We start from the raw sequence: 26,903 nt of genomic DNA on the forward strand, positions 1-26,903 counted from the left end.
GCGTATCATAAATAAAATACAACCTCGATTTAATAAGCCGCCAGTTCTCTGGCTGCCGAAAGAATTTTTGCGGCGTTCGGTAAATATGCATCCTCCAGGGGGGGTGCATAGGGGAATGGCACATCAGGCGCGGCAACCCGCGTAATCGGTCCATCCAGATATTCAAACAGGTCTGCGGATAGAATCGCCGCTAACTCGGCCCCAATGCCACCAGTCAGGGTATCCTCATGTACAATCAGCACCTTGTTCGTGCGCTTGACTGAGGCCATGATAGATTCGCGATCCAACGGCGAAAGGCTGCGCAAATCCAGCACCTCCACTTCAAGGTCGTCGTCATGCTCAAGTACCTGGGCAGCACGCAAACATTGATGGACCATCGCACCATACGTCAATATCGTCATATCTTCCCCTTCGCGACGAATAATCGCTTTCCCCAGAGGGACCACATAATCATCGGAGGGCAATTCTTCACGGAGTTCAGGCATACGGTACAACAATTTGTGTTCTAAATACAGAACTGGATTATTATCGCGAATAGCGGCCTTCAGCATTCCCTTGGCATCATAGGTCGTGGAAGGAACTACTACTTTCATGCCCGGGACGTGGAAAAACCAGGATTCAGGGCTGGAAGAATGAAATGGTCCACCTTTTGTCCCTCCACCCGATGGGCCACGAATAACAATGGGAACCGGCATACCCACACGCCAGTACATTTTGGACGCCATATTTACGATCTGATCAAAGCCACAGGTGATAAAATCGATAAATTGCATCTCGGCTATCGGACGCATACCCATCAAGGCGGCACCGACGGCCGAGCCAATAATCGCAGCCTCAGACATCGGTGTATCGATTACACGCTCGGGACCAAATGCATCCAGCAGGCCCGCGCTGACTTTGAAGGCTCCTCCATAAGCACCCACATCTTCACCCAGGAGAAAGACGGCCTCGTCACGTAGCATCTCTTCGTGAATGGCCTGACCGATTGCCTCTAAGTAGGTTACTTTTTTATCACTCATCGCCGTCCAGCGGCCTCCTCTGCCTTGTGCACGATGTTGAATGGCTGACCAGTACGGCTATCAAGTGCATTCACATAATGAGGATTGTCCGCCTCTGGTTCACCAACAACGGCTATAGGTCCATCGGGGGCATAGACATAGTGCGACACCGTCGCCCCATCCGGTGCAGGACTCTGTTCAGCATAGCTCACTGCGTCGTCTACCTCTGCCTGGATCTGTGCCATCATCTCGGTACGCGACGTTGTTGTCAAAATATCTTCCTGCATGAGATATGCTTCGAAACGCTGAAGTGGATCTTTCTTTAGCCATTCAGCACGCAATTCCGGTGGTACATAATCCGCTTGATCAGATTCTGAATGGCCGCGCACACGAAATGTCTTGCATTCAACCAGTGCCGGTCCCTGACCACTACGAGCATGGACCAGCGCACGCTCAAGCGCCTCCATAACCGCCAGTACATCGTTGCCATCGACGCTCTCGCCGGGCATGCCATAAGCCAGCGCACGCTCTGAAAGATTCTGAATAGCGAATTGTCTGGCTGCCGGCGTTGAATAGGCATAGCCATTATTTTCAATGACCAGTACCAGAGGTAACTTCTGTACCGAGGCAAAATTCAATGCTTCGTGAAAAGAGCCAGTATTGGTCGCACCATCGCCGCAGGCAGCGAGGACAACCGTTGAACGGTGCTTCATTTTCATAGTCAAAGCCACGCCACATGCCACAGGCAGCGATTCCCCTAACATACTGATCATCGGAACAATTCCATGATGCATATCACCTATATGCATTTGACCGTCGCGCCCTAAAGTCGGGGAGTTACCGCGGGCCAGCCATTGACACAGTATACTGCGGGGCGAAACCCCACGTACAAGATGCATGCCGAGATCCCTATGCTGCGGTACAATGCAGTCTCCATCGCGCAGCATCATTGCTGCACCAACGGTTGTAGCCTCATGCCCCCGTGCCGTGTAGACACCACCCGCGATACGCCCTTGCAAAAACAGCGTACGGATGCGATCTTCCAAAGCCCGGGTAAGGCACATAAAACGGTAGGTCTGTAGCAGGGTAGCCCGCTCCAGTTCCATAATCACCCATCCTTTTCTGTCTCAGGTGCATTTGCGTTCATGCTAACATGCGATAAGAAGAGGTGTCAAGGTTACTTGCTTTGCTCTTCACTCCTACAAAAAATGTGAGTATCCCCCTATTATACACCCTTCCATCACTTCTTTCTCTCACTCTCTGCTATCGACAGTTGTTCCCCTATTATGCAGTGTGGTCAATATTTTGAGGTGCTTGCGCTTCGGCCTGCAAAATTTCCTGGCGCAGGCGCTGAATACGTCGCCGGTAGGCATCTTCCGGCTGAAGATAGCCCAGTTTAGGCTTATCACCCATACTGACATGCCACTTACGGAAGGCCAGCCCAATCTCTGTCTGATAGAGGGCTCGGACACGTAGCCATTGCTTCATACCATAGTGAAAAAGGACCCCACGCTCAATCCTGGTGCGTAAGAAAGAATGCTGCAAGAGCGCGTATTCATCAACGGTCACAATCCCGCTACTCACTTCGGAGGTTAAGAACTCGCGAATGATCGCCGCTTCATGGGCGAGGGATTTGATTAAACAATAGACAATCACCATCTGAGCGATGAAGGGAGGAATGTAATCGCCAATACCCGCAAGGAAGGAAAACATGACAATATTGGAATTGGCCGGCGCAGTAAGGATTAAAGAGTTAGCGAAGAAGTTGATAAAATCAAAGGCCGTATGCAAACCAACTGAGATGAGATAACCGATGAGAGGGATTACGATATGTTGCCAACGCACACGCGTATGGCGGATATAGCCAAGCGCGATGCCCAGGCAGACCGTAAAGGTGGAATGGCTCAACCATCCCAGGACAATCCGTCCAATCAAGAGGATGAGAAAGGCTTTAGGATTACCCGCGAAATAAAGGATATTTTCGACCATGGCAAAACCCGCCCCGATTAAGGCACCATAGACAATGCCATCAGTCACATTATCGAACTCATCGCGCAGAATGATAAAGAGCAGCAACAGGCCCAGTCCTTTGACGGTTTCCTCGGTAATACCAGCATTCAAGGCTGAAAAGAGCGCATCCATCGCCTTGTTGACCTGTGGACCCAGGATTGCAGAGCGTAAGGTATCGATATAGCCTTCTACAAAGGTTGTGGGGGGAATGGCAATGACGGCACCCCAGAGAAAGGCCGCCAGGCGCAAAAACCAGGGCTCGCGTTCATAGCGATCAATAAAATTGACCAGGAAATTAATGCCCAATGCAGCGATAATAGGAATCATGAGGATAGGCAAGAGATTCAGGGAACTCTCCTGGACCAACGAGATGATCCCCATCAGATTGCTGAATAAGATCGCGATCAGCGCACCCACTAACAATATAATCAGTACAATACCGCTGATAAGCCAGCTCCTATGTACTTTGAAACGCTGCGGAATAGCAAATTGGAGTGTGATGCCCGCCCCAAATAGATTCTCTTTATCCTCACCCGAACGGGCCTCATAATGATGCGCATCCATATGATCGCGTGAGCAATCGACCCTTTCGGAAGGGAACGCATGAGCAGGTGTCCAACGGGGCTGCGTGGCAGGTGGCTTCTCAGTCAAGGACGGATATGGTGGTTTGACTGGCGTGGATTCTCCGGTTGCCTGCTGCGCTCCTGACTTCCCCAGTTGCGAACATTCAGTATGAGAGGCAGGCATAGCCAGAAATTGCTCGATCATCGATGCCACATCAATCTGTGGTTGCGGCGTCTCAACACCATTCTTAGGTGCAATCAATTGGAGGAGAGTATCCCCGAGCATCAAGAAATCTTGTGACTGCAAGGACGCATGCTTGCCAGCAGGAACAGGTTCTCCATTCACATGCAAAACATTATGCTCGGTCACATTATAAATAGACCAGGCATCTCCCTCATAGACCAGACGAGCGTGCTCACGCGAAACCGTAGGATCTAACAAAATCAGGTCGTTATGTAACGCGCGTCCAATCGTGGTAGCGGAGCCGGTCAATAAATACACCAGACGTTCTTCGGGCAACTTGCCTGCGGGATACATTTCCGGACGCCTGATCCTCTTCGTGCGTCGATGTACCGGACGAATCCGTACAACACGCAAAACCCCATAATTTTGACTCACACTCATCTAACGCACCTGATCAACAAGCACAAAGCATGTTGCTTGCCGTCTCCCTCTTTTTCATAGTGTTGTACTGTGCATGCCTATGACAAGCCAGCATACCGCTTATAGATAAGCAGGAATGCCATTCCATACGCACGCTACTTCATTGTATCTATTCCCCACCGGGGATAGATTGTACTCTATGCACTCATCCGGGAAATTGCTGACGTCCAAAACTATTGTCGCTAGCGCTCTCTGATATCATACATACGCACTTAGCATGAGAGTAGTGAGAGATCCTCCACCTTCATTTGTTCTATCCCGCAACAGGCGACGCTTTTATCTCAAATACCTATTTTATGCCAGACGCGTGACAACTATACAACCTGAGCTTATCTATACTATACATGGAGAGGGCAGCGAATGACAAGCCGCCAGACGTCCATATTTTGCTTCCACAGGCAAAGTCCTACCACTTTCACAGCAGGAATTTTCTGGCACAGATGGCAGGAACAGCCCGATCTGTGATCGGTACTATACGCCCTCCAGCGGCAGGAGAAAAAATCAATATGATATAATGCGCCCAAACAACGATACATGTGCTTGTTATTGACTTCAAATTAGAGGATTGGTTGCTTATCACATATGACGCTAGTTATCAATGCTATTGCAACTTCACCTGATGCGCATCAGAAAGTAGATCTGGCGATTGATATTGTTCTGGGCGTGGCAACGCTGGCAGCAGCGGTTGGATTGGGAATACTGCTACGCCGTTTATTGACCCAGCGCCTTAAGAAGACGGTCCTGGATTCATGGATTGTGCAGACGCTCGGCGCTCTAATTTTCGCCATTCCAGCACTGCTCGGCTTGATCGGTGCGCTGGCTATCTTTAATGCCACCTTAGTCGTCGCGACTCTCAAATATAGCATCGGGGGAAATCCAGCCACAGCGATCAATGCTGGCTGGAACTTGATTCAGACGATTTTGATCTCGCTGCTGAGCATTGGAATCGCGCGAACAATGCATGCGATCATTGTGCGTAAATTTGGGACGAGCCGCATTGATATCAATATGCGCACCCTGATGGCGCGCATCCTCTATATTATCGTGATCTGTATCGCTATCTTCTTTATCCTGACCGTCTGGAACGTCCCCGTAGGCATTCCAGTAGCGGTGCTGGGTACATTTACCGTCACACTGACAGTAGCCCTACAGGATGTGCTTAAAAATCTGGTAGCAGGCTTCTACATCCTGGTGGAACGCCCCTTTTTTATTGGAGATCAGATCAATATTACCTCGGGTATGATTACCTATATTGGCAAGGTTGAGGATATCCAGTTACGTGCGACAATCCTGCGTCTGACCAGCGGCGAAGAAGTCAGCGTGCCCAATCTCTTTATCTTCAGCAATTCGGTGATCAATAATTCCCACTTCGGCGAACGACGCTCGATTCTGCTGCTGACGATGCCACAAGAGCAGTTTGATCGCGATGCGATGACCAGCCAGATTCTGCACTTGCTTAAACAATACACCGAGGTCATGGATCATCCAGAACCTACTGTTATGGCTGACAGCTTTCAAGATGGCAATATCACGCTCAATGTGCGATTCTGGGTAGCAACCACACAGGTAATCGATATTTCAGGGATTATCTATGAACTCCATAACCTCTTCCCGCACGCCAATATCAGCGTGAAGGAACCGATCTAGTTCGGCTCCTCCCTACCCGAAAGGGGGCTGATATGATAAAATCCATGGCAGAAGCGAAGAGAATATTGTAGAAGGGGAAGCTATCACTGCCATGCGCTCAATTGGTTTAATGGGTGGGACATTTGATCCGATTCATCATGCCCATCTCATTGTGGCGGAGGAGGTGCGTTCCGTCCTTGGATTGACCGAAATGGTTTTTATTCCCGCTGGCGAGCCACCTCATAAAGCTGGACGACATACAGCGCCTGCCCGGCATAGGCTGGCAATGGTTGAATTAGCACTGCTCTCCAATCCCCATTTTACGATCTCACGCATTGAATTGGATCGACCGGGTCCTTCGTATCTGGTTGATACATTGCGCCTGCTACACGAGCAGTGGGGGCCAGAAATTGAGTTGTCCTTCGTGATAGGCTGGGATAGTCTTGAAGATTTTCCTGGCTGGTATCAACCAGAGGGTATTTTGCGTCAGCTTACCCGCCTGATCGCGGTGCGCCGTCCTGGCTATGTCGATGATGCTGAGTATAATCAGCGTATGGAGGCACGCCTGCCCGGTCTATTGCAGAAGCTCTGCATTGTGCCGGTACCGCAACTGGATATCTCTTCAACCGACCTACGCCAGCGAGTCGCTGAAAAACGACCCATTACCTATCAAGTACCCGAGGCGGTCGAACACTATATTCAAACCAACCAGCTCTATCAGCATCCGACAGCAGAAATAGAAAGATACAGATAACATGCAGCAGCCACTCCATTTTGCATTAGGCGATCGACTTCGCATGCGCAAAAAGCATCCTTGCGGCAGCTTCGATTGGGAAGTTGTACGTATCGGAGCCGATATTGGCATTGTCTGCGAGCGTTGCGGACGTCGCGTCCTCCTGCCCCGCTCCCAGGTTGAACGCCGTATCAAAGAAATTCTGCCACGCAAAGTAAAAACCCAGGATGATTTCTTCAAGGAAGAATAAACGCCAGGGATCTCGGTTGAGATGTTGTTAACCCTTGCATCTTCTGACCAAATCCCTGTATACTCAGCGTTAGAAGAAGGGAATTTATTTCGTAAGATGTATTAAGGATATGGCACGATGGCAATAGCCCAACCGAAAACAGGTTTTCTGACGTTACTCAAAAAGAGGGATTTTCTCCGTCTGTGGCTGGCCCAGTTGATTTCAATGACGAGCTTGAACGCCACAAATTATGCGCTGCTGATCTTAATCCACAATATTACCAACTCAACCACGCTGGTTGGTCTTGCAATTATTTGTTTTAGTATTCCGGCCGTCCTCTTTGGCGCGCCAGCGGGTGTCTTTGTGGATCGTATGGATAAGCGACGCGTAATGTGGGGAAGCAATTGTTTACGTGCGATTGCGACGATACTCTTTGCGCTTATCCTACTGGGAAATCGCGGAAGCGTGCTCTTTTTCATTTATCTACTCACCTTTGTGATTTCGTCAATTGGACAGTTCTTTACACCTGCCGAAGGATCAGCTATTCCCATGCTGGTGGGCGACAATGAGATGTTGCCAGCCCTCTCACTCTTCAATATTACATTTATGCTATCACAGGCCCTTGGCTATGTGATCCTGGCTCCAATTGCCTTAAGCCTTCTACCAACCTTTACCCTCTTCCACATTACCTTTGATCCCATCGTCCAACTGTATGCTGCCTGTGGTATCCTCTATCTGCTGTGTGCGGGCCTGGTCCTGCTGATTCCGCCAGCCAGTTTCGCGCAACGGCATCAAGCATCTTCCGTACTGACTCCAGATCTGGCAACCCAGACGATGGGGATTATGCATAACATTCAGGGCGAGATGAAAGAGGGCTGGAACTTTATTCGCACCCGTAAAGCGCTACTCTTAGCGGTCGTTCAACTCTCCTTCGCGGGTATTTTGATTCTGGTGATTGGACAGATCGCGACGCCTATTGTGACAGATCTTCTGGGAGTTTCCGCGAACCTGATGGCGGTAATCTTTGCACCAGCAGGCGTGGGGCTGGTATTGGGCTCGATCATTATGCCCGGAGTATCCATGAGAATTGGCAAACTACGCACTATCTTTATCGGTATTCTGGGCCTGACAATGGCAACCCTGTTCTTACCGCTGGTAACCATTCTGGCCCGCTGGCTCCAACCACATGGTTGGAATGGCAATCCACTCCTGTTCCTGGCGATGGGCTTCTTGATGTTTATCGCGGGTATGGCGCTCGTCTGTATTAACATTCCTTCACAGACAGCGATGCAGGAGTTGACACCCGATTGGATCAAGGGCCGCGTGCTGGCATTGCAAATCGTTCTCTATAATACCTGTTCTATTCCCATCATCTTGTTTATCGGAGCGCTCTCCGATATCCTGCACATCGACCGCGTTTTATACATTATGTCAATTTCCATCCTGGCCTTTGGCATCTGGAGCGTCTATTATGAGCGCAAAAACCCCGCGCCGGTTAAAGCAGAACTGGTAGAAGAAAAAGTGACACAGGGCTAGGGAAAGATCGAGCGAACAGAGACAAGGATAGTAGAGAAAATGGACCCACAGACGCAACTTATGGGACAAATTGCTCCATACGAACCGGAGCTGATTATCGCAGGCGTTTTTGTTCTCTTTATGCTGTTGCGGGTGACCCGCAAAGCATTGCGGCAGCGTGTAGATGCCTTTGGCTACTACACATTACGCGATAAAGGTTCCTTAATCTGGTTCTGGCTTAATGCACCGGGTGTCGTGATACATGAGTTGAGCCATGCAATCGTCGTGTTGCTATTTTCACCCTTTGGCTTTCGCATTACCAGCGTGACGCTCTTCCGTATCAAACCGATGGCACAACGTGGTCCCAATGGACGTATAATCCGTCGCAATGGCCCACAATCGCTACAACTGGGTGAAGTCCAGTATGTGCGGCCTCAGGGACGCTTGATGAGCTATATAGGAGATGGCTTTAGCGGTGTTGCACCACTCTTTGGAGGAATTGCCGCTTTTATTTTCCTGTACTGGATCGCTACTGGCTATAACATCTGGGACGTACCATTCAGCGTTACCCATCAACAATGGCAGATTACACGACCAGGCTGGCCGCTGTGGACACTGATTTTCGCACCTTACCTCATTCTCACTGTCACCTCAGAACTCTGGCCCAGCCATCAAGATTGGATCGGAGCACGCTGGTTCGTGATGGGAATGCTGCTTTTGCTTACTGGTCTTCTCTTCGCCATCTGGTATTTTAAACGTTTCGATGAACTACTCACTATCTCGACCATGGTCGCCTCGCATATAGACTTTGCACTCAGTATCCTCCTCGTGCTCGATCTCATATTTGTCGTGATAGCCGAAGGACTCGTACGCCTCGTACAGCTTTGAACCACCTTCGCACATGATTTTTCGCGCCCAAGGCGCTCAAACAGTATATATTATTTGTGGCATAAAACGTTCGAAGAACGTTTTATGCCACAAATAATATATACTGTTTGAGCGCCTGCCTACAAGCCGACAGAATGGGTCCGATGGGGATAATCGGATACATGCTATCAGGATTGCGCCGAGATGTGGCAGCGAGCAGACCATGGACAGGCGGTATCCTCACAGCCGGTCGAAACAGGTTGTACATCAAAGCTTGCCAGCAGGTGTGTCAGCGTACAGAGTGGCAGGCCAACGACGTTATAGTAGCAGCCGTCGATGCTTTCAGTAGGCTGAAATTCAGCATGCTGAATCCCATAGGCTCCCGCTTTATCCAGGGGATCTCCGCTGGCAATGTAGGCATTGATCTCATCATCGCTATAGGGGCGCATCAGAACTGGAGTGCTGCAACTCGCGCCTTGCATTTGTAGCTGACCATCCACCAGTCGACTCACCACAACTCCCGTGACGACGCGATGCCAGCGCCCACGTAAGGAACTTAGAAGCTCAAAGGCGTGCGCGGCATCCCTTGGCTTTCCCAGGACCTGATCATCCAACAGGACTGTGGTATCGGCGGTCACGACCAGTTGATCAGCGGTTTCAGGCAAGGAGAACATCATCAAAGCTTTGTAAGCAGCGGTCCACTGGGCCAGACCATCGTTGGGACCTTTATATTGTGCCTGTGCGGCATCTTCATCACCTGGAGAGACTGCCACGGTATAAGGTAGACCAAGTTTGGCTAATATTTGCCTCCGACGTGGCGATGCGGAGGCCAGTAGTAATGGCGTCGTCATGACTCAATACGCTCCAATACAGCAACATTCTCAATATGTGCGGTCTGCGGAAACATATCCAATGGCTGTACCGAGCGCAGGCGATAGGCCGAATGCTCATGACAGAGGATATTCAGATCGCGTGCCAGTGTGGATGGATCACAGGATACATAGACAATACGCGCCACGGGATGCTGGATCAAGGCATCCAGCACAATGGGCATACAACCTGCACGAGGAGGATCGATGACAAAACCATCAATCTGCGCCGAGAGGCTGGGGAGCATATCTTCTACCTTACCTTTGAGGATTTCGACGTGCTCGACATCCCGCATATTCCACCGGGCATCTTTAATCGCGCTGGCCGACTCTTCAATCGCGATGACCTTACCCACATGCGGGGCCAGCAGGGCCGCAAAGGTACCCACACCACAATAGGCATCCACCACCGTCATATTTTTGGCTTGCTCGGTGGATTGATCCAGCAGTAAGCCCTCTAAGACCATCTGAGCCATCTTTTCGGCCTGCGGAATATTTGTCTGGAAGAAAGAGCTAGGACGGATACGAAAGGTCTGTCCACCCAGAACCTCATCCATGGTCTCGTCCTGAATTGCGATCCCGGCCTCGGCCAACTCCTGAGTTACCTCTGGCGTTTGTGCTGGCTGAATCAGCATTTGATTGTTGGCGGTCGCGGTACGGATCAGAACCTGCGGGCGGGGATTTTCATGGCGATTAACGATGGCTAAGGCCCGATTAATCTGCTCATGAGCGATAGGACATTCCGCCAGAGGCAGGACCCTCCGTAGACCCCGCTCCGTCAGGCCAGCCAGTCCCTCGCGGTTCACTGAGAAACGCATATGATTGCGATAATGCCAGGGAACATCACAGGGAACGGTATCCAGCAGAGGTGGATCGACAAAACCACCCACATCCTGTAGCAGTTGGAGTACGACATCGCGTTTCCAGATGAGTTGGTCGGCATAACTTAGATGTTGTACCTGACAACCTCCACAGGTTCCAAAGACAGGGCAGGAGGCGGTCACCCGCAACGGGGATGGCGTGTGGATCTCAGTGATCCAGGTACGCGGTGGGCGCGACTTCCAATGGCGGCGTCTATGACCCGGACGAGGCTTTTGTGGAGCCTCGACCGCAATCGTTACACGTTCGCCAGGGAGTCCTGCTGGAACCTGAAGCGTGCGCGTCACAGACTCGCCCGCCTCATTTAGTTCCGTAATCTCTACTATAGCGTGCCCTTCACGCGAGAGGGCACCCAGTTCAACAGTATGGTAGGTAATGGTACGTTCTTCTTGTATCTGTGTCATCTTTTCTTTGCTTTGTGTTGTTTTTGTTTCTGTTTTTGCTTCTGATTAGGCTTATTGCCGGATGGTCGATGCTGCTTCATTTCAGCATTGTAGCGTTGTCGTACCTCATGTACAAACTCATCTTCCTCATCCAGCGACTCAGCCTGTGTCAAAGCGCGGTTCGCACTACGAAAATCGTTGGTACTCATATATACCAGGGCCAGAGTAGCATACATATCGGGCGCATCGGAGTTCACATCGACGCCTTCACGCGCAATCGAGAGCGCCTGCTGGACATCATCCTGTACCAGATAGAGACTGGCTAACTCCGTATAAGCCTCGGTCAACAACGGTTGCAATTCGATACTATGCTTCAACGCCTCAATAGCCTCTTTGTAGTGATGCAGGCGATGCTGAAGATAGCCGATGCGATACCAGACCTGCTCATCTTCCGGTGAGCGATGGGACAAATGCTGGAAATGTTGCAACGCCGCTTCATGATCATCCCGCTGCATCGCAATCTCGGCCAGACCCATCAAAACATCTACCTGATCATCCTCACTCAATGGACCCCGCTGCGCCTTGATCAGATAAGATTCGGCCTCATCCAGATCCTGTTCGTTTTGAATAAGAATGGTCGCCAGCAAAATCTGATTTTCTACACTCTCATCAGCGGCAACGGCCTGGCGGATGGTAGGTACAACCAGGGACAGGAAACGCTCTTCAGACTCATGATCATCCCGATTATGATACTCGGCAGCCAGAGCATGATAACTAAAAGCCAGATTCCGCAGGGCGCTGCCACGCTCTTCCGGCACATGCTCGACAAACTGCTGTGCATAGAGCGCCGCACGCTCAATATCCATAATCGAGCCAGCCAGGTCAAAGGCTTCTTTGTAGAATTCGGGATAAAGTTTGGGATCATGCGCGAACAGGGCATCATAGTAATGCAACTGCTTGGTAACCAGCCGGATCACCGTATCCATTTGACCGAGCGCGCCAGCCAGGTCCTCGTCGTCCTCATCATCCTCATCTTCATCCTCGTCGTCCTCATCGTCATCCTCATCGTCATCGTCTGGTTCATCAACATCGGCGTCGACGACATTGGGGATTTCAGGCTCTTCTTCGATGATCGCAGCGGTGCCTTCCTCGCTCTCTTTGGCAATCTGCTCGTCGATCTCATGGATCATCTCAACAATGGTTGCATCGTCCAACGTCAGGATCTCGGCTGCGGTATTGCTGATATCTTGAATGAGCCACTGTTCCCCTTCCTGAGCCACGGTAAAGCCCAATAAGAACCAGCTGCGACCAGTACCTTCGAAGGTCAGGGTTGGCTGTGGACACTCAGGCAGAGTAGCAGAGCCAGGCTGAATGACAAGTGAGAAAGCAGCCTCAATGATTCTGGGAGACGAAGTATTCGCATCGTCATCTTCTGCAGCAGGATGAACAAAGGCAAGCAGAAAATTATTCACTTGCGCCTGAGAAGCCCAGGCCTCACGACTCTCCGCCCAATCCGCCTCGGACTGATGATTGCGCACAGAGCTTTGCGATGCCAGGGAGGTAGCGGCAACTGTATAATTGCCTTCACCCCAGGCATCGAGAAAATCAGAGACGACAGCCGCATATGCAGGCCCTTTTAGCAGCGTTTCCGCATCCTCAAAAAAAGATTTCAGGCTTGCGAAGAAAGGATCTTCGCTGTCATCTACCTCTAGATCTACGGCGCGCTCAAGCGCCTCAGTCAGCGTTAGAGTGCTGGGAAGAGTCCATTCAGCATAGACATCCTTGCCCTCTAGTTGGATCAGGCGTCGACGTGCTTCTTTACGCACCTCTTTGTCCGGGCTCAAGGTGTGCAATGCCTGCACCACATCAGCAGCTTCAACCGTATTCTCTTTCCCCATAGCCTTGATAAAGGCGATCTGCTCCTCAACAGGCTGGTTTTGGATCGGCTCCAATGCAGCATTCGTCTGCGCCAGATCCTTGCTGATCTTCAATTGCTGGGCAATAGTATGATAGTTTTGTACGAGAGACGTGGCATTATCCTGACTATGCGTTCGTGATTCATGGTCTGCCATGATAATAATCCTTTCCCATCCACATGTGAGCCTTCAGGCTACACACGTTTACGTCCACCAGCGAAAATTTGTTGGCGCACGGCCATAATAAAATCAGAATCGGGCTCCAAGCTCTCAGCCTCTTCGAGCTGTTTCACTGCCTGACGATGGTCTCCTTTTTCCTCCAACACTGAAGCGAACAAGGCATGCAGATAAGCAGCATCGGGATAGCGTCGAATAGCATCCTGAAGCAGGGTTTGCGCTCTGGTGATCTCGCCACGCTGAGCATAGAGAGCAGTCAACTCGCTATAGATGCGTATGTCACTGCTTTCCGTCTGCAAGGCGCGCTCATAATATGTTTCGGCCTCCTCAAGGCGTCCCAGTAAGCGATGGGTAAAGCCAAGACTAAACCAGACACCTGGATATGCAGGATTGAGCTCAGAGACACGTTTAAAGTGCGCGAGGGCATCCTCAAAATGCTCTTCACGCATTGCGATATTGGCCAGCCCGGCCTCAATAGAGTCTTCAATCGCTGGATCGTTTGGCTGGCCGATTGATAGTTCCCGGGCATTCAGAAATTCTTGTTGAGCTTCCACATTCTGCTCAATACTCACCAACAATTCACCCAGCAGGGTATGGCTCAGGGCGCTATCATTGACACGACAGGCCTCCCGCAATGTCTCCTCAGCACGCTGGAGGAGCTTTTGACGACGCTCAATAAAGGATGCCCCTTCAAATTTATGGGCCAGCTCTGCCATTGTCGCACCCAGCCGCCGTAAGTTTTCGGCAGCAGCATCTGGGAAACGTTGCACGAGACGCTCCAGATAGACCATTGTGCGCTCCGAATTTCCCGTCAGCACTGAATGATCATAAGCATGATCATAGGCCTCCCGATCCTGTGCCAGATGGACCAACAATGCATCATCGAAATGGAGAAGCTCACCCAGACGCCAGGATATTTCCTCGATAAAGTTTTCTGGATCCTGGGCATGCTGTTGAATGCCTTCTTCAAGCGCGAACTCATAATCCTTCACGCGCTTTTGCAACTCTTGCACCGAAAGTCCCTGCAGCGCCGCGCCTTCATCCTTCAACTGTTGAATGCGCCAGGAGTTCTGCTCTTGCACCAGTGTACAGTTCGTCCAGAACCAATGGCGTCCAGTTGTTTTATTGATCGCAGTTCCCATAGGCATCTCATGCAAAGTACCACTCAGGGGCGTTTCAAGTAGTTCCAGCGACCAACCAATTTCTAATTCTTTTTTTGTAATAGGACGGCTTTTCGTCACTGAGTCAGGTACCCATAGTGTGCTCTGAACAGGCTTAAGCTCGCGCACAAAACCCAGTTCCAGGCGTGCCGGATGCGCCTCGTCAAACCAGGCACGATGCAATTGAATCCACTCGTCGCGTGACAGATCAGCGCGCACAGGACTCGCCTCTGCCAGGAGATCATTGGCCAATCCATAATCACCAAACGACCAGCCGCCGATGAAATTAACCGCTACTTCCTGCTCTGCCATATCGTGAGCAATGAAACGCTGTCCATTATCCACACCAGGATCGTCCACCTGCAAGATGAATGTATTGATCAGCGGCAACAGGGCTCGATAATCCTCATTGAGTTTCGTATGATGCCATTCATGGACCGAGAGCGCCTCTTCAAGCAGACGCTTTGCCTCAGCCAGTGAGCAGGGAGTCGTCTCGATGTCTCCCCCGAGGTTATGAGCAGCCATCTCGTGTAGCTCCTCACCAGCCTTGCGCTTCGTCAGGATAGATGAAAAGGCCTCCTTAACACCAACTTCCCAGAAATCGAGTAAGAAGCCGATGATACGAACCTCATTATAGTCGAACCCCTGCTCCCAGGCTAGCGTCACCTGTACCTCTCCCTCTTCACGGGATTGGGTGGCAATGCCTTTCCAGAAACGGGGGGGATTCGCCGTCGCAAGCTGGACCGCAGGAGCCTGCGTGCCAGGGGCTTTCCAATGCGGAAACGTCTTTGATCCTTCCAGACGTAACAGACCACGACGTGCCTCTTTGCGTACCTCTTTCAATGGATGAACAGCATTCACCGCCACCAGAATATCCGCAGCATCCGAGCGATTCGTCTTTGCCAGCGCTTTGAGCAAGGCTACCTGTGCCGACTCGGATAATGTCGTAATAGCAGCAAGCGCCGTCTCAATCTGTGCTTGATCCTCGCTTTTATGCAGCTGCTGTGCGATCTCCGGATAGTGTGAAAACAATTCTTCTGTTTGAATTGTCTCCTCGGGCGAAAGTTCTATCGTAATATCTTTTTTCGATGACATTGTAGCTCAATACTCCTAACTTCAACGCTCTATCCTGTGGATTGTACCACGAAGCCACTCAAGAGTCGAGATAGGTCAACACACGCAAAAACATAATGACTACCAGTCTCTGGCTTCTTAAGCACAGAAATAGCGCTATTCTCACTAGTAGCGGTGAGATACCCTCTTTATTTCGAGGCTTGAAATGTATAAATTGCCTGCTAAGATAAAAGAGGAGGGTATAAAAGAAAGCACCTGAGAGAGATCTATCTGCATTCAATACATCTCTCAAGTGCTTTTTTTTTTTTGTATGGCACGGGATGATCCGTTTATGGCAGACGCCAGATCTTCCCACGCTTCATTTTTATACGCGTAAGGTTGTAGTTGCGGTGACCTGATGCGCGTTCTTGAACCGTAAGAACGAGAACGCCGATTGAGTGGCGGGCTTTATATGCGCGCCAAGCAGGATGAAAGTCGGAAAAACTATACAGTAAAAGTAGGATGAGAGGCTACGCCAGGCCAGGAAGAGTGGCATGACCGCCAGTAACATCGCTGCCTCAGGTCGTGCTCGGCAGATACGCCAGTACCAGACGTACGTGAGCGACATGCCCCCAAATTCAAGCCCCGAATAGATCCAGGATGGGAAGTAGGGCAAGATGTGTGAGGTGCTCAGGGAAATAATACCAACACCCATAGGGAACATCGGATCGGCAATGGGAGCCATCACGCCCGCCAACCAGGAATGATAATCCCACATGATAAACGGCAGATTAATCGCCAGACCGATACCACCCGCGATCAAGAGACGTGGGAAGGTTTCTTTCCAACCATAGTGCTGGATAACCATGATCAAGTAGAAGGGGACAAAGTACCAGGCAATCTGCTTGGTCGCCAGAGCCAGGCCCAGAAAGACCGCTGACCACCAACGTTGATCTCGTTTGAGCCAGCAGACGATTAAGAGTAGGGTATAAAATATGTCCAGATTTCCACCGATGGTTGAGGCCCACATCGGGATATTCGCTATCCCCAACACAAGTACCCAGGGCCGTAGCTCTGAGCGGACCGTTTTCCAGGCAATCAAGATAATCACCAGATAGGAGAGGATGTAGAAAGGTAGAACATTATAGTTCTGCGTCAGGACAAAAGGTACCAGTGTCAGGAATGAGAGGGCGGGATAACTGACCTTGGCCTCAAACTCCGGTACATCACCCGTCTTCATCGATGTATTGAGGATCGATTGCAACTCTGACATACTGGGATAGTCGAGACGGTTGGCAAATTGTCCTTGCCGTAATGGAGTTGTGTAGTTCGGCGTAATGGAGAAGTGGTGAAACAACTCGGGTATATTTGAATCGCTATAGGGATTGCGTCCCTGTAGCAGTAACATGGCTGCATTGGTATCCAGTGAAGTGCCATCATTTGAGAACTGCGGAGCCGAGAAAGACGACATCACCCCATAGGTAAACTGAAGCACTCCCGCAGTAGTAAGCAGTAAGCAGAGAATCAGGACCAGACGCTGCCAGAGATGCGAGTGCTGGTAATCGCGTGTGATTTGCGCTTGCTGTTTGGTAGATCGAGGACGTAAGGCCATCCAGAGAGCCCCAAAGCTACTCAGGACAAGCACAAATGGAGCAATGGGCAGGCTTGCAACATGAGGTATCTCAATGGCCGATTGTAGCAGTAACGCCACGCCAATCCAGGATACGCGATATTGCAGTTCAATGACAGGATGATGGGCAGACGCTGCGTTTTCGGCAAAGAAAAATCTCATCCATCGATAATCAAAATGTTTTTTTTCTGCTTTTATAAAAGTATTCTGTGCTACTACAGATCGCTGTACCATAGATTTGCGCTTTGCCCCATGCATAACGCGTGCTTTATCTCTGCCCATTCAGATCATCTATATATAACATTGCACGATTACATGATGAGTTTGAGGCGAGGCGCTTTTACCTCCCATCGAAGTACCGAGCATTCGAACGTATCAAAGTGTGTAATGGCATCCAATTACATCCATAGTGTACTCGGCCTTAATCTTACAACGAAAGAAAAAGGGATTACGTCACAACTTGCGTGGTCAAGTTGTGAATTCGCAAGGGAAGAGTGAGATTGTGGCTCACTCTTCCCTTGCGTGCGTCGCTCTCCACAATCTCTGTGTATGAGTTTTCGCGCCTGCGGCGCTCAAAACAGTTTTTATTGTGTGGTGCAGGAAAGGTGCGCAACACTTTCCTGCACCACACAATAAAAAAGGGTGCAGGCGCGGATGCGCCTGCCTGCAAGTGAGCAGCAAGTTCCCGATGGTGATGGGATTTTGGACACGTTGTCAGAGAGAGAGGCGGTAGTAAAGTTCGCGGTGCTTGAGTTCAAAACCCAGAGATTCGTAGAGGCGGATCGCCGACGTATTTTGATCCCAGACATGCAGGTCGATCTGGTCCAGTCCTAGCTCGCTTTTGGCATGATTTACAATATGCTCAAGTAAGTGGCGCGCATAGCCATGGCCTCGCTGCTCAGGATGGACAATGACGCGTTTGATGTATCCAATCGCGGGCTTTGTAGCGGCTGAGGGGATCATCAATTCGGCTTTGGCGATGACAGTGCCTGCAACTTCGACCAGAAAAATCAGCGTCCGTTCATGGGTTGAGGGATCAATCGAGCCAAAATATTTATGCATTTCACGATGGATGTCACGGGTGGGTGAGGCACTAAAACTCTCAAGCAGCTCGATAACGTCGATATCTTCTGGTGTGGCCAAACGAATGACCGTGGTGGTAGTAGAGGCTTTATCTGTCATACAATTTTTCCTGGTTCAAAATAGGTCAGCAAAGACGGGATATCCAATTCAGGGTGGCTTATGATTGTCGCCTTCTCGGCAATTTTAAAATAGCAACAAGAGCGGTAATCGAGCACGCAAGGAGTAGTAGCGCATACATTGCGTTTTCGCTATCTATCATTTTCGCCGTTAACGAGTCATGGAGCATTGCCAGGCCCCACCAGAGGAATCCAATAAAAACAGCAAACAAAAGAATGGTGCTGATGTATTTCTTATTCATGAAATTAATCCCTTGCGCAAAGTAGGTGAGACGAGAATGAAATCGTCCGCCATTTGATTAAAATTATAACATATCCAAACGCGAGATAACGAAAAACAGGACACTTTGTTACCAGAGAGCATAAGAATGTGTCAGACTCCCATGGTCTCCACGGTTTTTGTGCATGCGTTTTCGCACCTACGGTGCTCAAACTTCTTTTGAGTGTGTGATGGAGAAAAAGTTCTTCGAACTTTTTCTCCATCACACACTCAAAAGGGTGCAGGCACTTGCTCAAAAACATTATATTATGTATTACATCAAGTGTTCTTCGAACCTTTTGATGCAATACATAATATAATGTTTTTTGAGCACCGTAGGTGCGAAGACCATGGGTGTTTAACATACACGCAACAGAAAAGGAGCTCAAACTTGTAGTGCTTCCCATACGGCTCGATGGGCAACTGCGCGAAAGCGTCCCCAGTCGCCCCAGTGTGCCTCTTGCTCTGCGCTATCGTAAACATCCATATGTTCAAGATGCTCGGCAAGAGTTAAGAGATCGGCAACAGTGACAGTGCGAAAATCCTCTACCTGCTCATCCTCATCCTCTGCAACCAGCTCTCCACTAACTTCATCGAGCAGGAAGGCAAAGGTATAAAAGACCGACGTGAGGCCATCCATACGGGCATTCTTTTGATAAGCGATAGCAGTGAGAAAACGCTGCACAGTGACCTGTAAACCTGTCTCTTCCTGTGTTTCACGTAGCAAAGCATCGAAAATGAATTCACCGTGGCTGATTCCACCTGTGAGGAGCCGATAGGTTCCTTTAGGATAATGGGATTTCACCATGGTAAGCAGACGTCCATCCTTGCGTCGTATGACCATACAGACCTCGCCATAGCGATCCGTTTTGTTAAGAGGATCGAAGGTGTTTGTGGCCTGTAAGTCAACCTCTTTGGCCAGAGGTGACCCATAGCGTTCCGTGAGCTGCTGTAGCTCATCCTGGATCACGTCGGGTAAAGCTGAAAACATACAAAACTCCAAATATAATAGACAATGTACAGAGCATGGTCGGTTAGCGACAGGTGTAACAGCAGACGCGAATCAACGGTGAGTGGCGATAAGCTGCTGGCTGACCGCAATGCCATGTTCCAGGGCCAGATGGAGCCGTCCACCGACAAATGCATCCCCACAGAAGGCTAATCCCTGCGGAAGGGTGAGTGCATTGAGGGTCTGCGCGTCAGCTTTCTCGGCTGGTAGTGCATAGCGCCAATGCTGAAGATCGGTAAAGACAGGCTCGGGAAGATCCTCTTGTAGTAACGTGCTAACCTGCCGCTCAACATCCTCGATAACCGTCAGGGCTGCCGTCTCCATATGTTGCTTGCTATAGGCGGGGGCCATCTGTACCAGTAAAAGACCAGCCCCCGGAGGAACACGCTCGGGAGATTTTTCATGCTCCCAGGCCAGCCAGGAGATGGCATGCTGCTTATCAGTATTGACCAGCGCATAGTATGGGCGTACACGCGGCTGCACCTGATAGCCAAGTATCACTGAAATCAAAGGATTGTAACGTGCGGCGCCGAGTTGCTGGATAATACTGCTCTGCAGAGCCTGATCAAGCTGGCTACGCTGAATGAGCTGGCTGGCTTGAGGGGCAGGTAGAGTGATCAGCAAGCTGTCAAATGGTCCATATTCAGTACCAGCATCATCGAAGAGTTGCCAGCCGGTCGGAATGCGTTGGACGCGCTTGATACGTGTTTCCAGTTGGATCGAGAGTCCCTTAGCCATCTGACAGGCCAGGGTCACAAGGCCACTGCGATAGTTCAGCTTCTGCTCTTGATTTTGTTTCTGATCGCCCTCTTGAATGTGCCCATCTCCATCAAAAATCCAGATGGGTTTCTGGATATCAATCAGATCAGGGGCACGAAAACGTTCAGTAATCAGAGAGAGGCTGAGTGGTGTGCCCTCTTTGATATATTGGGCACCATGGTCGTAGATAAAGCCAGCACGCGTACGGGTCGCCGCACGTCCACCAACCTCATTGCTCTTTTCAAACAGTGTCACGGAGTATGAATTATCCGTGTTGTCCACATCAAGCAGGGTATGGGCCGCGGCTAAACCACTTAGCCCGGCCCCTACAATTGCCACAGATCGCATACAGGACCCTCGATAGCTTCCGTTAAGCGGCCCGCTACCTGCTTCTCCCCACAGGGGCAGATTACATCGCGCTCAACTGACTCTTCTTATGATTATTCTGGCTGCTCGCTTGCCGCCGCCAGTTATCTTTCCACAAATTGGAACGTCCCAGCATCTCTTCGGCGTTCTTCATCGCGATTGTCGTTGCACTGCCACCCATAATATGCGCAATCTCACGAATACGCTGCTCAGGTCGTAATTCATTGACATTCGTCGTTGTCCGGTCGTCAAAAATCTGCTTATTAACATTGTAGTGTGTATCGGCAAACGCTGCAATCTGAGGTAGATGGGTAACACAAATCACCTGATGACTACTGGATAACTGCCAGAGCTTTTCGCCAACCACCTGTCCACTGAGACCACTGATACCGGCATCAATCTCATCAAAGATCAGCGTCGGCGTGGAATCAGCATCAGCCAGAATAGTTTTGAGGGCCAGCATCAAACGCGAGGTTTCACCACCGGAAGCAATCTTAGTCAGCGGTTTAAACGGCTCACCAGGATTAGGCGCGATCAGGAATTGCACACGATCAACACCGGTGATATCACAGGCATAGTGTTGCTCGCTCTGTCCATTGATACTGACCAGGATACCCTCTTCATCAGGTACCTGGACAATTTCAACGCGGAAGCGGGCCCGACGCATATTCAGATCATTAAGCTGAACTTCCATCAAGGTCGCCAGTGTCTCAGCAGCGGTATGACGACGGGCAGAGAGTTGCTGGGCCAGTTCAGCGATCTGAGTACGGAACTCGCCATCCTGCTGGCTCAGCTTGAGGATTATATCATCGCGATGCACGATAAGATCTAATTCTTCCTGATCCTCAGCCATACGTTGCAGAATATCTTCAATGGTTGCCCCGTATTTGCGCTTGAGACGTGTAATTAAATCCAGCCGCTCCTCAATCTCCGCCAGACGATTGGGATCGTCCTCGATATCCGATTCATAGCTACTGATCGAGGTTGCAACATCTTCGAGTTGATAAATCGCGCCAGCCAGCGTCTCCTCATATTCTGCCATGGATTTATCGAGACGGACCAATTCGTTGAGAGAGCGCTGAGCCTGCCGCAATTGATCAAGCGAAGCCTGGAAGCCATCTCCGCTGGAGAGATCTGAACCTTGAATAGAGCCGTAAATATGGGCACATAGCTCACGCAGGCGTTCAGCGTTATTCAACACCTTACGCTCTTCTTCCAGTTCCTCAACCTCGCCGGGACGTAACTCGGCACGCTGGATCTCATCGATCTCAAAATTAAGGAACTCAGCACGACGCTCCTGCTCACGTCGATTCTGTTGCAGATCATGCAATTGCTTGCGGGCATTGCGCCATTCCATGACCTTTGTGCTTAACTGCTCACGCAGCGGCAACGTCTCGGCGTAGCGATCCAGAAAGTTGATATGCTGATCCGGTCGCAACAAGCTCATGTTTTCGCTCTGACCATGGATATCAACCAGCCAGCTTGCAACCTGCTGTAAGACATGCAGGGATAACGCACGTCCATTGATGCGCGCAACCGTACGTCCTGAACGGAAAATATCGCGGGTGAGTATCAGTTGCCCATCTTCTGGCTCAAGATCATACTCTTGTAAAAGCGCAGCCAGGGCCAACTGAGCATCCGCACTATGAGCAGAACGGGCGGCACTGCTGGCCTGCTCGGTATGCTCGATCAAGGAGAGGAGGGGTGAAGATGCAGTATCATCAACCTCAACACTCTCGTCAAAAGGGAGCCAATCAGCGGGAAGTTGGGCGAGTCCCTCTACCGAGAAAACTCCTTCGACTGTAGCGCGTTCGCAACCAGCACGCACGAACTCAGCCCCAATTTTCCCACCCAGCAATGCATTGACTGCATCTATGATGATTGACTTACCCGCGCCTGTCTCACCTGTAAACACGTTAAAAGTACGGTTCAGGCGGATTTGCAGGCGATCAATAATAGCGAAATCTTTAATCGTTAACTCTATTAGCATGATTTATTTCGTTCGCAGCCGGGTTATCGTTTCTTAACTTCGCGTTGATAATTTGATAAAAGTAGGTTGGCGGTCGGCGCCGGAGAAAACGGGTGACATACTTACTCTTATGAACCGTGATAATCGCACCATCTTTCACTTCGCGGTTCAATTGACCATCAGCGGAAAAAACTCCATTCTGACTTCCTGTAAAGATCTGTAACTTGATTGTAGCATCTGGTTGGATGATCAGGGAACGGTCAGAGGCCAGATGGGTGGCGATAGGGGTCAGCACGGTACTTTCAACCTGGGGATGAAGCAAGGGGCCGCCGACAGCCATATTATAAGCCGTCGAACCGGTCGCAGTTGAAATAATCATGCCATCCGCATAACTGGTATTATAGTAATAATCATCCACCCAGACACCAACCTGAACGACACGCGGCCAGGTGCCACGAGCAATCACGATATCATTGAGGGCCAGGAACTCTTCGCTCTTGCCATCCTGTTCCAGGACCGCATGCAACATCGTGCGTTCATCGACCCAGACAGAAGCATCGCCATTGAGATAATAATCCAGATCGGTTGCGATGTCAGCAGGCTCTAACTCGGTAAGAAAACCCACACGCCCAAAATTCACTCCCACGATAGGGATATTGGTAGCGGCACACATACGAGCGGCATGGACAATTGTCCCATCTCCTCCTAACACCAGGACGACATCACAACCCAGAAATGAGACATGTTCGTTTGAGACAAAGGAATCGAGGCCTTCTTGATGAATGTCAATCGCACGTACGGTATGCCCTTGTTGTTCTAAGGTTGGCACAAGTTGGGCGGCGAACCTGGACGAATCTTGCTTGCGTCCCTGGTAGAAAATCGCAATCGTCTTCACTAACATCTCCAATTGGCAAGCGAGGGCGAACACGATGTGCCGCCCTTACATGTTTAGCCTCAGTAATGGTACGCCATAGGGCGTGTATTGTCAACTATCTGTATAGTATAAATGTTCTTATTTTTCGCCTGTCGACTGTAATTGGTGCAGTTTTTCTTCAGCGAACCAAAAGATATCTTCTCGTGAATGCACCACACCTTCAGCCTGCGCCTCAGCAATCGCTTCCAGCAGTTGTCCGATCAGCGGTCCTGGCTCCAGATGATAGCGACGCATCAATTCATCGGCCTGAATCAAGCGTGGAGGCAAGATGCTATCCCGCTCCCGAATATAGCATGTCAGGAGTAAGCGCACGGTACCACGGTGACGCTGCCAGTGGATCGTCAGTGGCTCCGGCCCTCGCATCGCAAGATGATCGGCCAGGGCAACCAGGGCCACATAAATCCCATTGGGGCCCAGATCCATAAAATAGCGCCGGATCGCACGGGGCGTAACAGGATCCTGACTGAGTTGACCTGGTCGCATATGATGGGCCGCCACCTGCTGCATCAGCCGTCCATCATGGGTACTGATACTCAAACGTTTCGCGATTGTACGGATCAGCGGCACACCTGCCTGTGGATGATGATAGAAAGTGATATTGCCTTCTTCATCCACTGCGTGGGTTGGTGGCTTCCCGATATCGTGCAGCAGGGCAGCCAGCTTCATCTGTGGTGAGAGCAAGGTCGCAAAAGAGAAGATATGCTGCTCCTCTGCCTCTAGCAGCAGTTCTTTGAGCGCCAGCAGATCACCTTGCCCACCGATATCGAAAGGGGATTGGGCAATCTCCTCAGGAGTCTGCTGGAGCGTCGTGCCCAGGGCTTCTAACATAAAAACCGTGCGCAGCGAATGATCAAAAACGTCCCAGTGATGAAGCACGGGTTGTAACATGCCACGCGCCACATCCAGCTCAGGAAGCAATGCCGTCAGAACATGCAATTGATCCAGACAATAGAGCCGCTCAGTCGCGCCTGCGGGCCGCAAAATCGCATACAGCTCTTCGTGAATGCGCTCGGATGCGACCTGCGCTAGACGTGGTACAGCCTGTTCTATTAAAGTGACAGTCGTGGGATCAAGCGTAAAAGCATAGTACGTCATAAAGCGTACAGCCCGCAGGATACGCAAAGGATCATACTCCAAAGCCGAGGCAGATGTCGCCCGTAGCGTTCCGGTCCGCAAATCCTGCTCACCATGGAGAGGATCAATCAGGATAGGCGTAAGTGGAACATCGGTGGCGACAGCACTAACAGCTTCCGTCAGAGGAACCGCCATCGCGTTCACAGTAAAATCTCGCAGCGCTACATCTTCCTCAATTGTACTCCCCTGGAGTGGTGACACATCGATCACCAGCTCCTGCTCATCCTGCTTGACAAGCACCCGCTGGGCACGGTCATGCAGAGGAGCATAGCAACCGTCCAGCACATGTGCCAGACGGCGCGCAACCGCATGGGTATCCCCTGCCGTCACGATATCCCAGTCCACACACGGCTTGCTCAGCAAAAGATTCCGTATCGATCCGCCCACCAGATAGGCAGGTCGCTGCTCTTCCACAAAAAAATGGCTGCACTGCTGCAATATCCCTATGGCCCAGGAAGAGAGCGCCCATTCTTGTTTTATCATCACAAACTCACCACAAACTTACACTAGCATAGATCAGAAGCTTCCATCCACGATCTCTGCTTTATAGTATCATCACTGTCTATATCATTACTTCCATTCAGAGATATCTATTCGTTCGAACATCCTGACCTCTTCTATCAATACAACCCGCATAAACTCTACAATAAGCCAACAAGTATCCAAATACAAGAAAAGCCATTCTTTATTTTTGAGTCTATATTACCCAAAGATTAGAATATCATTAGAAAATAAGAGCTATATCTATTTCTCCTTGCTTTTTTAATTTTTTGCAGGTAATATTCCCTTTGGTAAATATACGTTAAAAACACTATCTGGTCGTAGCGCTATTTATAGCATACCAGGTGTTACACTCAGGTATTTTGCTTAGAGACAATGGATATACATTGTTATATCTCTGTATATGAATGATCGCATATGTAATGAGACCTATCCATTTTCATAGCTCTTTCGTGTTTTGTACATATTACTTATTCGATATATGCACTATAAATTCATAGATTGCAGTATCGTTAAGCTCGCTTTGTAATGAAAATGAGTGTCTCCCTGTCTCAATAGCAAAATACCTGTTTCTCTACCACTGCTATATTGTGCTTTTAGAGAAATGGATTTTCTTTGTATGGAGCGTTCTTCATCGATTATTCCGAATGAAGCGTCTTCGCAGACGGATACGCACGCAATGACTGCAGTAACGCGTTCGTCCTGGTCTTCCGTGCTTCGACTCTTGTTAGTAGTGAGTCTGGCAGCGGGAGCTATTCTCACCACAGCGCTTGGCACGCCACTTTCCGCCTATGCGGCAACGGCAACGGAGACCACAGCACACACGACACCGATCACCTCACCCCCTATTGTCAGTGGAGTGGAAAAAGCTCAACAGCTATTGTTGAAACTGGCGCAGCAGTATCCTGCCCCTACCACATCAGCGAAAACCACGTACAAAAGTACGCTGCAGCCATTGACGGCAGGAGCCAGCTACAATGGCCTGGGTGATTTGCCTTTTTATACCTTTGTTGCGAAACGCAATCTCACCGATCAGGTTTCAATGAAGGTCAATGTCGGCAACGGGAATTTGCTGCTGAACACAGCTGAAATGGGCATCAAAGGAACCGGCATCAATCTCTCCATTGGAAGTACCTATAACAGTGGTGAGAACCAGAATAACCTGCTGGATGCCGGTGACGGGTGGTTCTTTACTACCGGACGTGGTGTCACGGTAGATCTAAGCAATCTCTCCAGTGGCATTACGCTGCATGGACCCAGTGACTACACCGCGTTCTTTGCCGCAGATGGAAGCGGCGGCTTTCGTGATGCCCCCGGCCTCAATGCGTCCATCAAGAGTGCGGGAAGTGGTACCTATAGAATCATTTTTCATAGGACCGGCGAATATTGGGGGTTTAATAGTTATGGTTCCCGCTTGATTGATTGTGATAAGAATGGCAACTGTTTGCAGTTCAGTTATGGCAGCAATGGAGATCTCAACACGATCACCGATACGCAAAAT

At 50.1% G+C, this 26,903-nt stretch carries 20 protein-coding genes and 1 pseudogene; 6 read left to right on the forward strand and 15 right to left on the reverse strand.

The features are described 5' to 3' along the window. Nucleotides 1-29: 29 nt before the first annotated feature. The 3 genes from F1593_RS06070 to F1593_RS06080 all read right to left on the reverse strand — a co-directional run bounded on the left by F1593_RS06070 (nucleotide 30) and on the right by F1593_RS06080 (nucleotide 4,196). On the reverse strand, nucleotides 30-1,019 hold the full coding sequence (locus F1593_RS06070; RefSeq protein ID WP_149400660.1) for an alpha-ketoacid dehydrogenase subunit beta: 990 nt from the start codon (nucleotides 1,017-1,019) through the stop codon (nucleotides 30-32). Next, nucleotides 1,016-2,104 carry a thiamine pyrophosphate-dependent dehydrogenase E1 component subunit alpha gene (locus tag F1593_RS06075; RefSeq protein WP_149400661.1) on the reverse strand — a complete coding sequence of 363 codons (1,089 nt, stop codon included), beginning with the start codon at nucleotides 2,102-2,104 and terminating at the stop codon, nucleotides 1,016-1,018. Before F1593_RS06075 ends, F1593_RS06070 begins: the two co-directional genes overlap by 4 nt. A gap of 178 nt (nucleotides 2,105-2,282) precedes the next feature. Beyond that, nucleotides 2,283-4,196 (reverse strand): PrsW family glutamic-type intramembrane protease, encoded by a 1,914-nt coding sequence (locus F1593_RS06080; protein ID WP_149400662.1) that lies wholly within the window; start codon nucleotides 4,194-4,196, stop codon nucleotides 2,283-2,285. A 621-nt stretch (nucleotides 4,197-4,817) separates the two neighbouring features. On the opposite strand from F1593_RS06080, the gene F1593_RS06085 reads away from it, so the two are divergent. The 5 genes from F1593_RS06085 to F1593_RS06105 all read left to right on the forward strand — a co-directional run bounded on the left by F1593_RS06085 (nucleotide 4,818) and on the right by F1593_RS06105 (nucleotide 9,226). Beyond that, nucleotides 4,818-5,882, forward strand: a complete 1,065-nt coding sequence (locus F1593_RS06085; RefSeq protein ID WP_149400663.1) for a mechanosensitive ion channel family protein — start codon at nucleotides 4,818-4,820, stop codon at nucleotides 5,880-5,882. 91 nt (nucleotides 5,883-5,973) lie between these two features. Beyond that, nucleotides 5,974-6,615 carry a nicotinate-nucleotide adenylyltransferase gene (gene nadD, locus F1593_RS06090; RefSeq protein WP_149400664.1) on the forward strand — a complete coding sequence of 214 codons (642 nt, stop codon included), beginning with the start codon at nucleotides 5,974-5,976 and terminating at the stop codon, nucleotides 6,613-6,615. A gap of 1 nt (nucleotide 6,616) precedes the next feature. Next, nucleotides 6,617-6,844, forward strand: coding sequence for a DUF951 domain-containing protein (locus tag F1593_RS06095; RefSeq protein ID WP_149400665.1), 228 nt, complete (start codon nucleotides 6,617-6,619; stop codon nucleotides 6,842-6,844). A 117-nt stretch (nucleotides 6,845-6,961) separates the two neighbouring features. Continuing rightward, a complete protein-coding gene (locus tag F1593_RS06100) occupies nucleotides 6,962-8,359 on the forward strand; it encodes an MFS transporter (protein ID WP_149400666.1) in 1,398 nt (465 codons plus the stop codon). Between the two features lie 39 nt (nucleotides 8,360-8,398). Then, nucleotides 8,399-9,226: a hypothetical protein gene (locus F1593_RS06105; RefSeq protein WP_149400667.1), complete on the forward strand. Its 828-nt coding sequence runs from the start codon at nucleotides 8,399-8,401 to the stop codon at nucleotides 9,224-9,226. Nucleotides 9,227-9,393: 167 nt separating this feature from the next. Here F1593_RS06105 and F1593_RS06110 read toward each other — a convergent pair whose 3' ends face one another. From F1593_RS06110 to F1593_RS06165, 12 genes are all read right to left on the reverse strand, one after another. Next, nucleotides 9,394-10,056, reverse strand: a complete 663-nt coding sequence (locus F1593_RS06110) for a Maf family protein (protein WP_149400668.1) — start codon at nucleotides 10,054-10,056, stop codon at nucleotides 9,394-9,396. Beyond that, nucleotides 10,053-11,357 carry a class I SAM-dependent RNA methyltransferase gene (locus F1593_RS06115; protein ID WP_149400669.1) on the reverse strand — a complete coding sequence of 435 codons (1,305 nt, stop codon included), beginning with the start codon at nucleotides 11,355-11,357 and terminating at the stop codon, nucleotides 10,053-10,055. Before F1593_RS06115 ends, F1593_RS06110 begins: the two co-directional genes overlap by 4 nt. Further along, the gene (locus F1593_RS06120; protein ID WP_149400670.1) at nucleotides 11,354-13,408 is read right to left on the reverse strand and encodes a tetratricopeptide repeat protein; all 2,055 of its coding nucleotides are present in this window, start codon (nucleotides 13,406-13,408) and stop codon (nucleotides 11,354-11,356) included. The genes F1593_RS06115 and F1593_RS06120 overlap by 4 nt, the downstream gene beginning before the upstream one ends. A 38-nt stretch (nucleotides 13,409-13,446) precedes the next feature. Continuing rightward, nucleotides 13,447-15,684, reverse strand: coding sequence for a tetratricopeptide repeat protein (locus F1593_RS06125; protein WP_149400671.1), 2,238 nt, complete (start codon nucleotides 15,682-15,684; stop codon nucleotides 13,447-13,449). Between the two features lie 343 nt (nucleotides 15,685-16,027). Continuing rightward, nucleotides 16,028-17,506 (reverse strand): glycosyltransferase 87 family protein, encoded by a 1,479-nt coding sequence (locus F1593_RS06130; RefSeq protein ID WP_172631906.1) that lies wholly within the window; start codon nucleotides 17,504-17,506, stop codon nucleotides 16,028-16,030. Nucleotides 17,507-17,986: 480 nt separating this feature from the next. Continuing rightward, entirely contained in the window at nucleotides 17,987-18,454 is a 468-nt protein-coding gene (locus tag F1593_RS06135; protein ID WP_149400673.1) for a GNAT family N-acetyltransferase, read from the reverse strand. Between the two features lie 58 nt (nucleotides 18,455-18,512). After that, entirely contained in the window at nucleotides 18,513-18,713 is a 201-nt protein-coding gene (locus F1593_RS06140) for a hypothetical protein (protein WP_149400674.1), read from the reverse strand. Nucleotides 18,714-19,115: 402 nt separating this feature from the next. After that, on the reverse strand, nucleotides 19,116-19,721 hold the full coding sequence (locus tag F1593_RS06145; RefSeq protein WP_149400675.1) for an NUDIX hydrolase: 606 nt from the start codon (nucleotides 19,719-19,721) through the stop codon (nucleotides 19,116-19,118). A gap of 72 nt (nucleotides 19,722-19,793) precedes the next feature. Further along, nucleotides 19,794-20,846, reverse strand: a complete 1,053-nt coding sequence (locus tag F1593_RS06150; protein WP_149400676.1) for an NAD(P)/FAD-dependent oxidoreductase — start codon at nucleotides 20,844-20,846, stop codon at nucleotides 19,794-19,796. Between the two features lie 61 nt (nucleotides 20,847-20,907). After that, nucleotides 20,908-22,854 (reverse strand): DNA repair protein RecN, encoded by a 1,947-nt coding sequence (gene recN, locus F1593_RS06155; RefSeq protein ID WP_149400677.1) that lies wholly within the window; start codon nucleotides 22,852-22,854, stop codon nucleotides 20,908-20,910. Beyond that, nucleotides 22,832-23,728, reverse strand: a complete 897-nt coding sequence (locus F1593_RS06160) for an NAD(+)/NADH kinase (RefSeq protein ID WP_172631907.1) — start codon at nucleotides 23,726-23,728, stop codon at nucleotides 22,832-22,834. Before F1593_RS06160 ends, recN begins: the two co-directional genes overlap by 23 nt. A gap of 117 nt (nucleotides 23,729-23,845) precedes the next feature. After that, a complete protein-coding gene (locus F1593_RS06165; protein WP_149400679.1) occupies nucleotides 23,846-25,384 on the reverse strand; it encodes an HD domain-containing protein in 1,539 nt (512 codons plus the stop codon). A gap of 637 nt (nucleotides 25,385-26,021) precedes the next feature. Between F1593_RS06165 and F1593_RS06170 the strand changes: the two are divergent. Further along, a pseudogene (locus tag F1593_RS06170) lies at nucleotides 26,022-26,903 on the forward strand (hypothetical protein); the annotation flags it as partial.

Source organism: Dictyobacter arantiisoli, from assembly GCF_008326305.1.
Classification (GTDB): domain Bacteria; phylum Chloroflexota; class Ktedonobacteria; order Ktedonobacterales; family Ktedonobacteraceae; genus Dictyobacter; species Dictyobacter arantiisoli.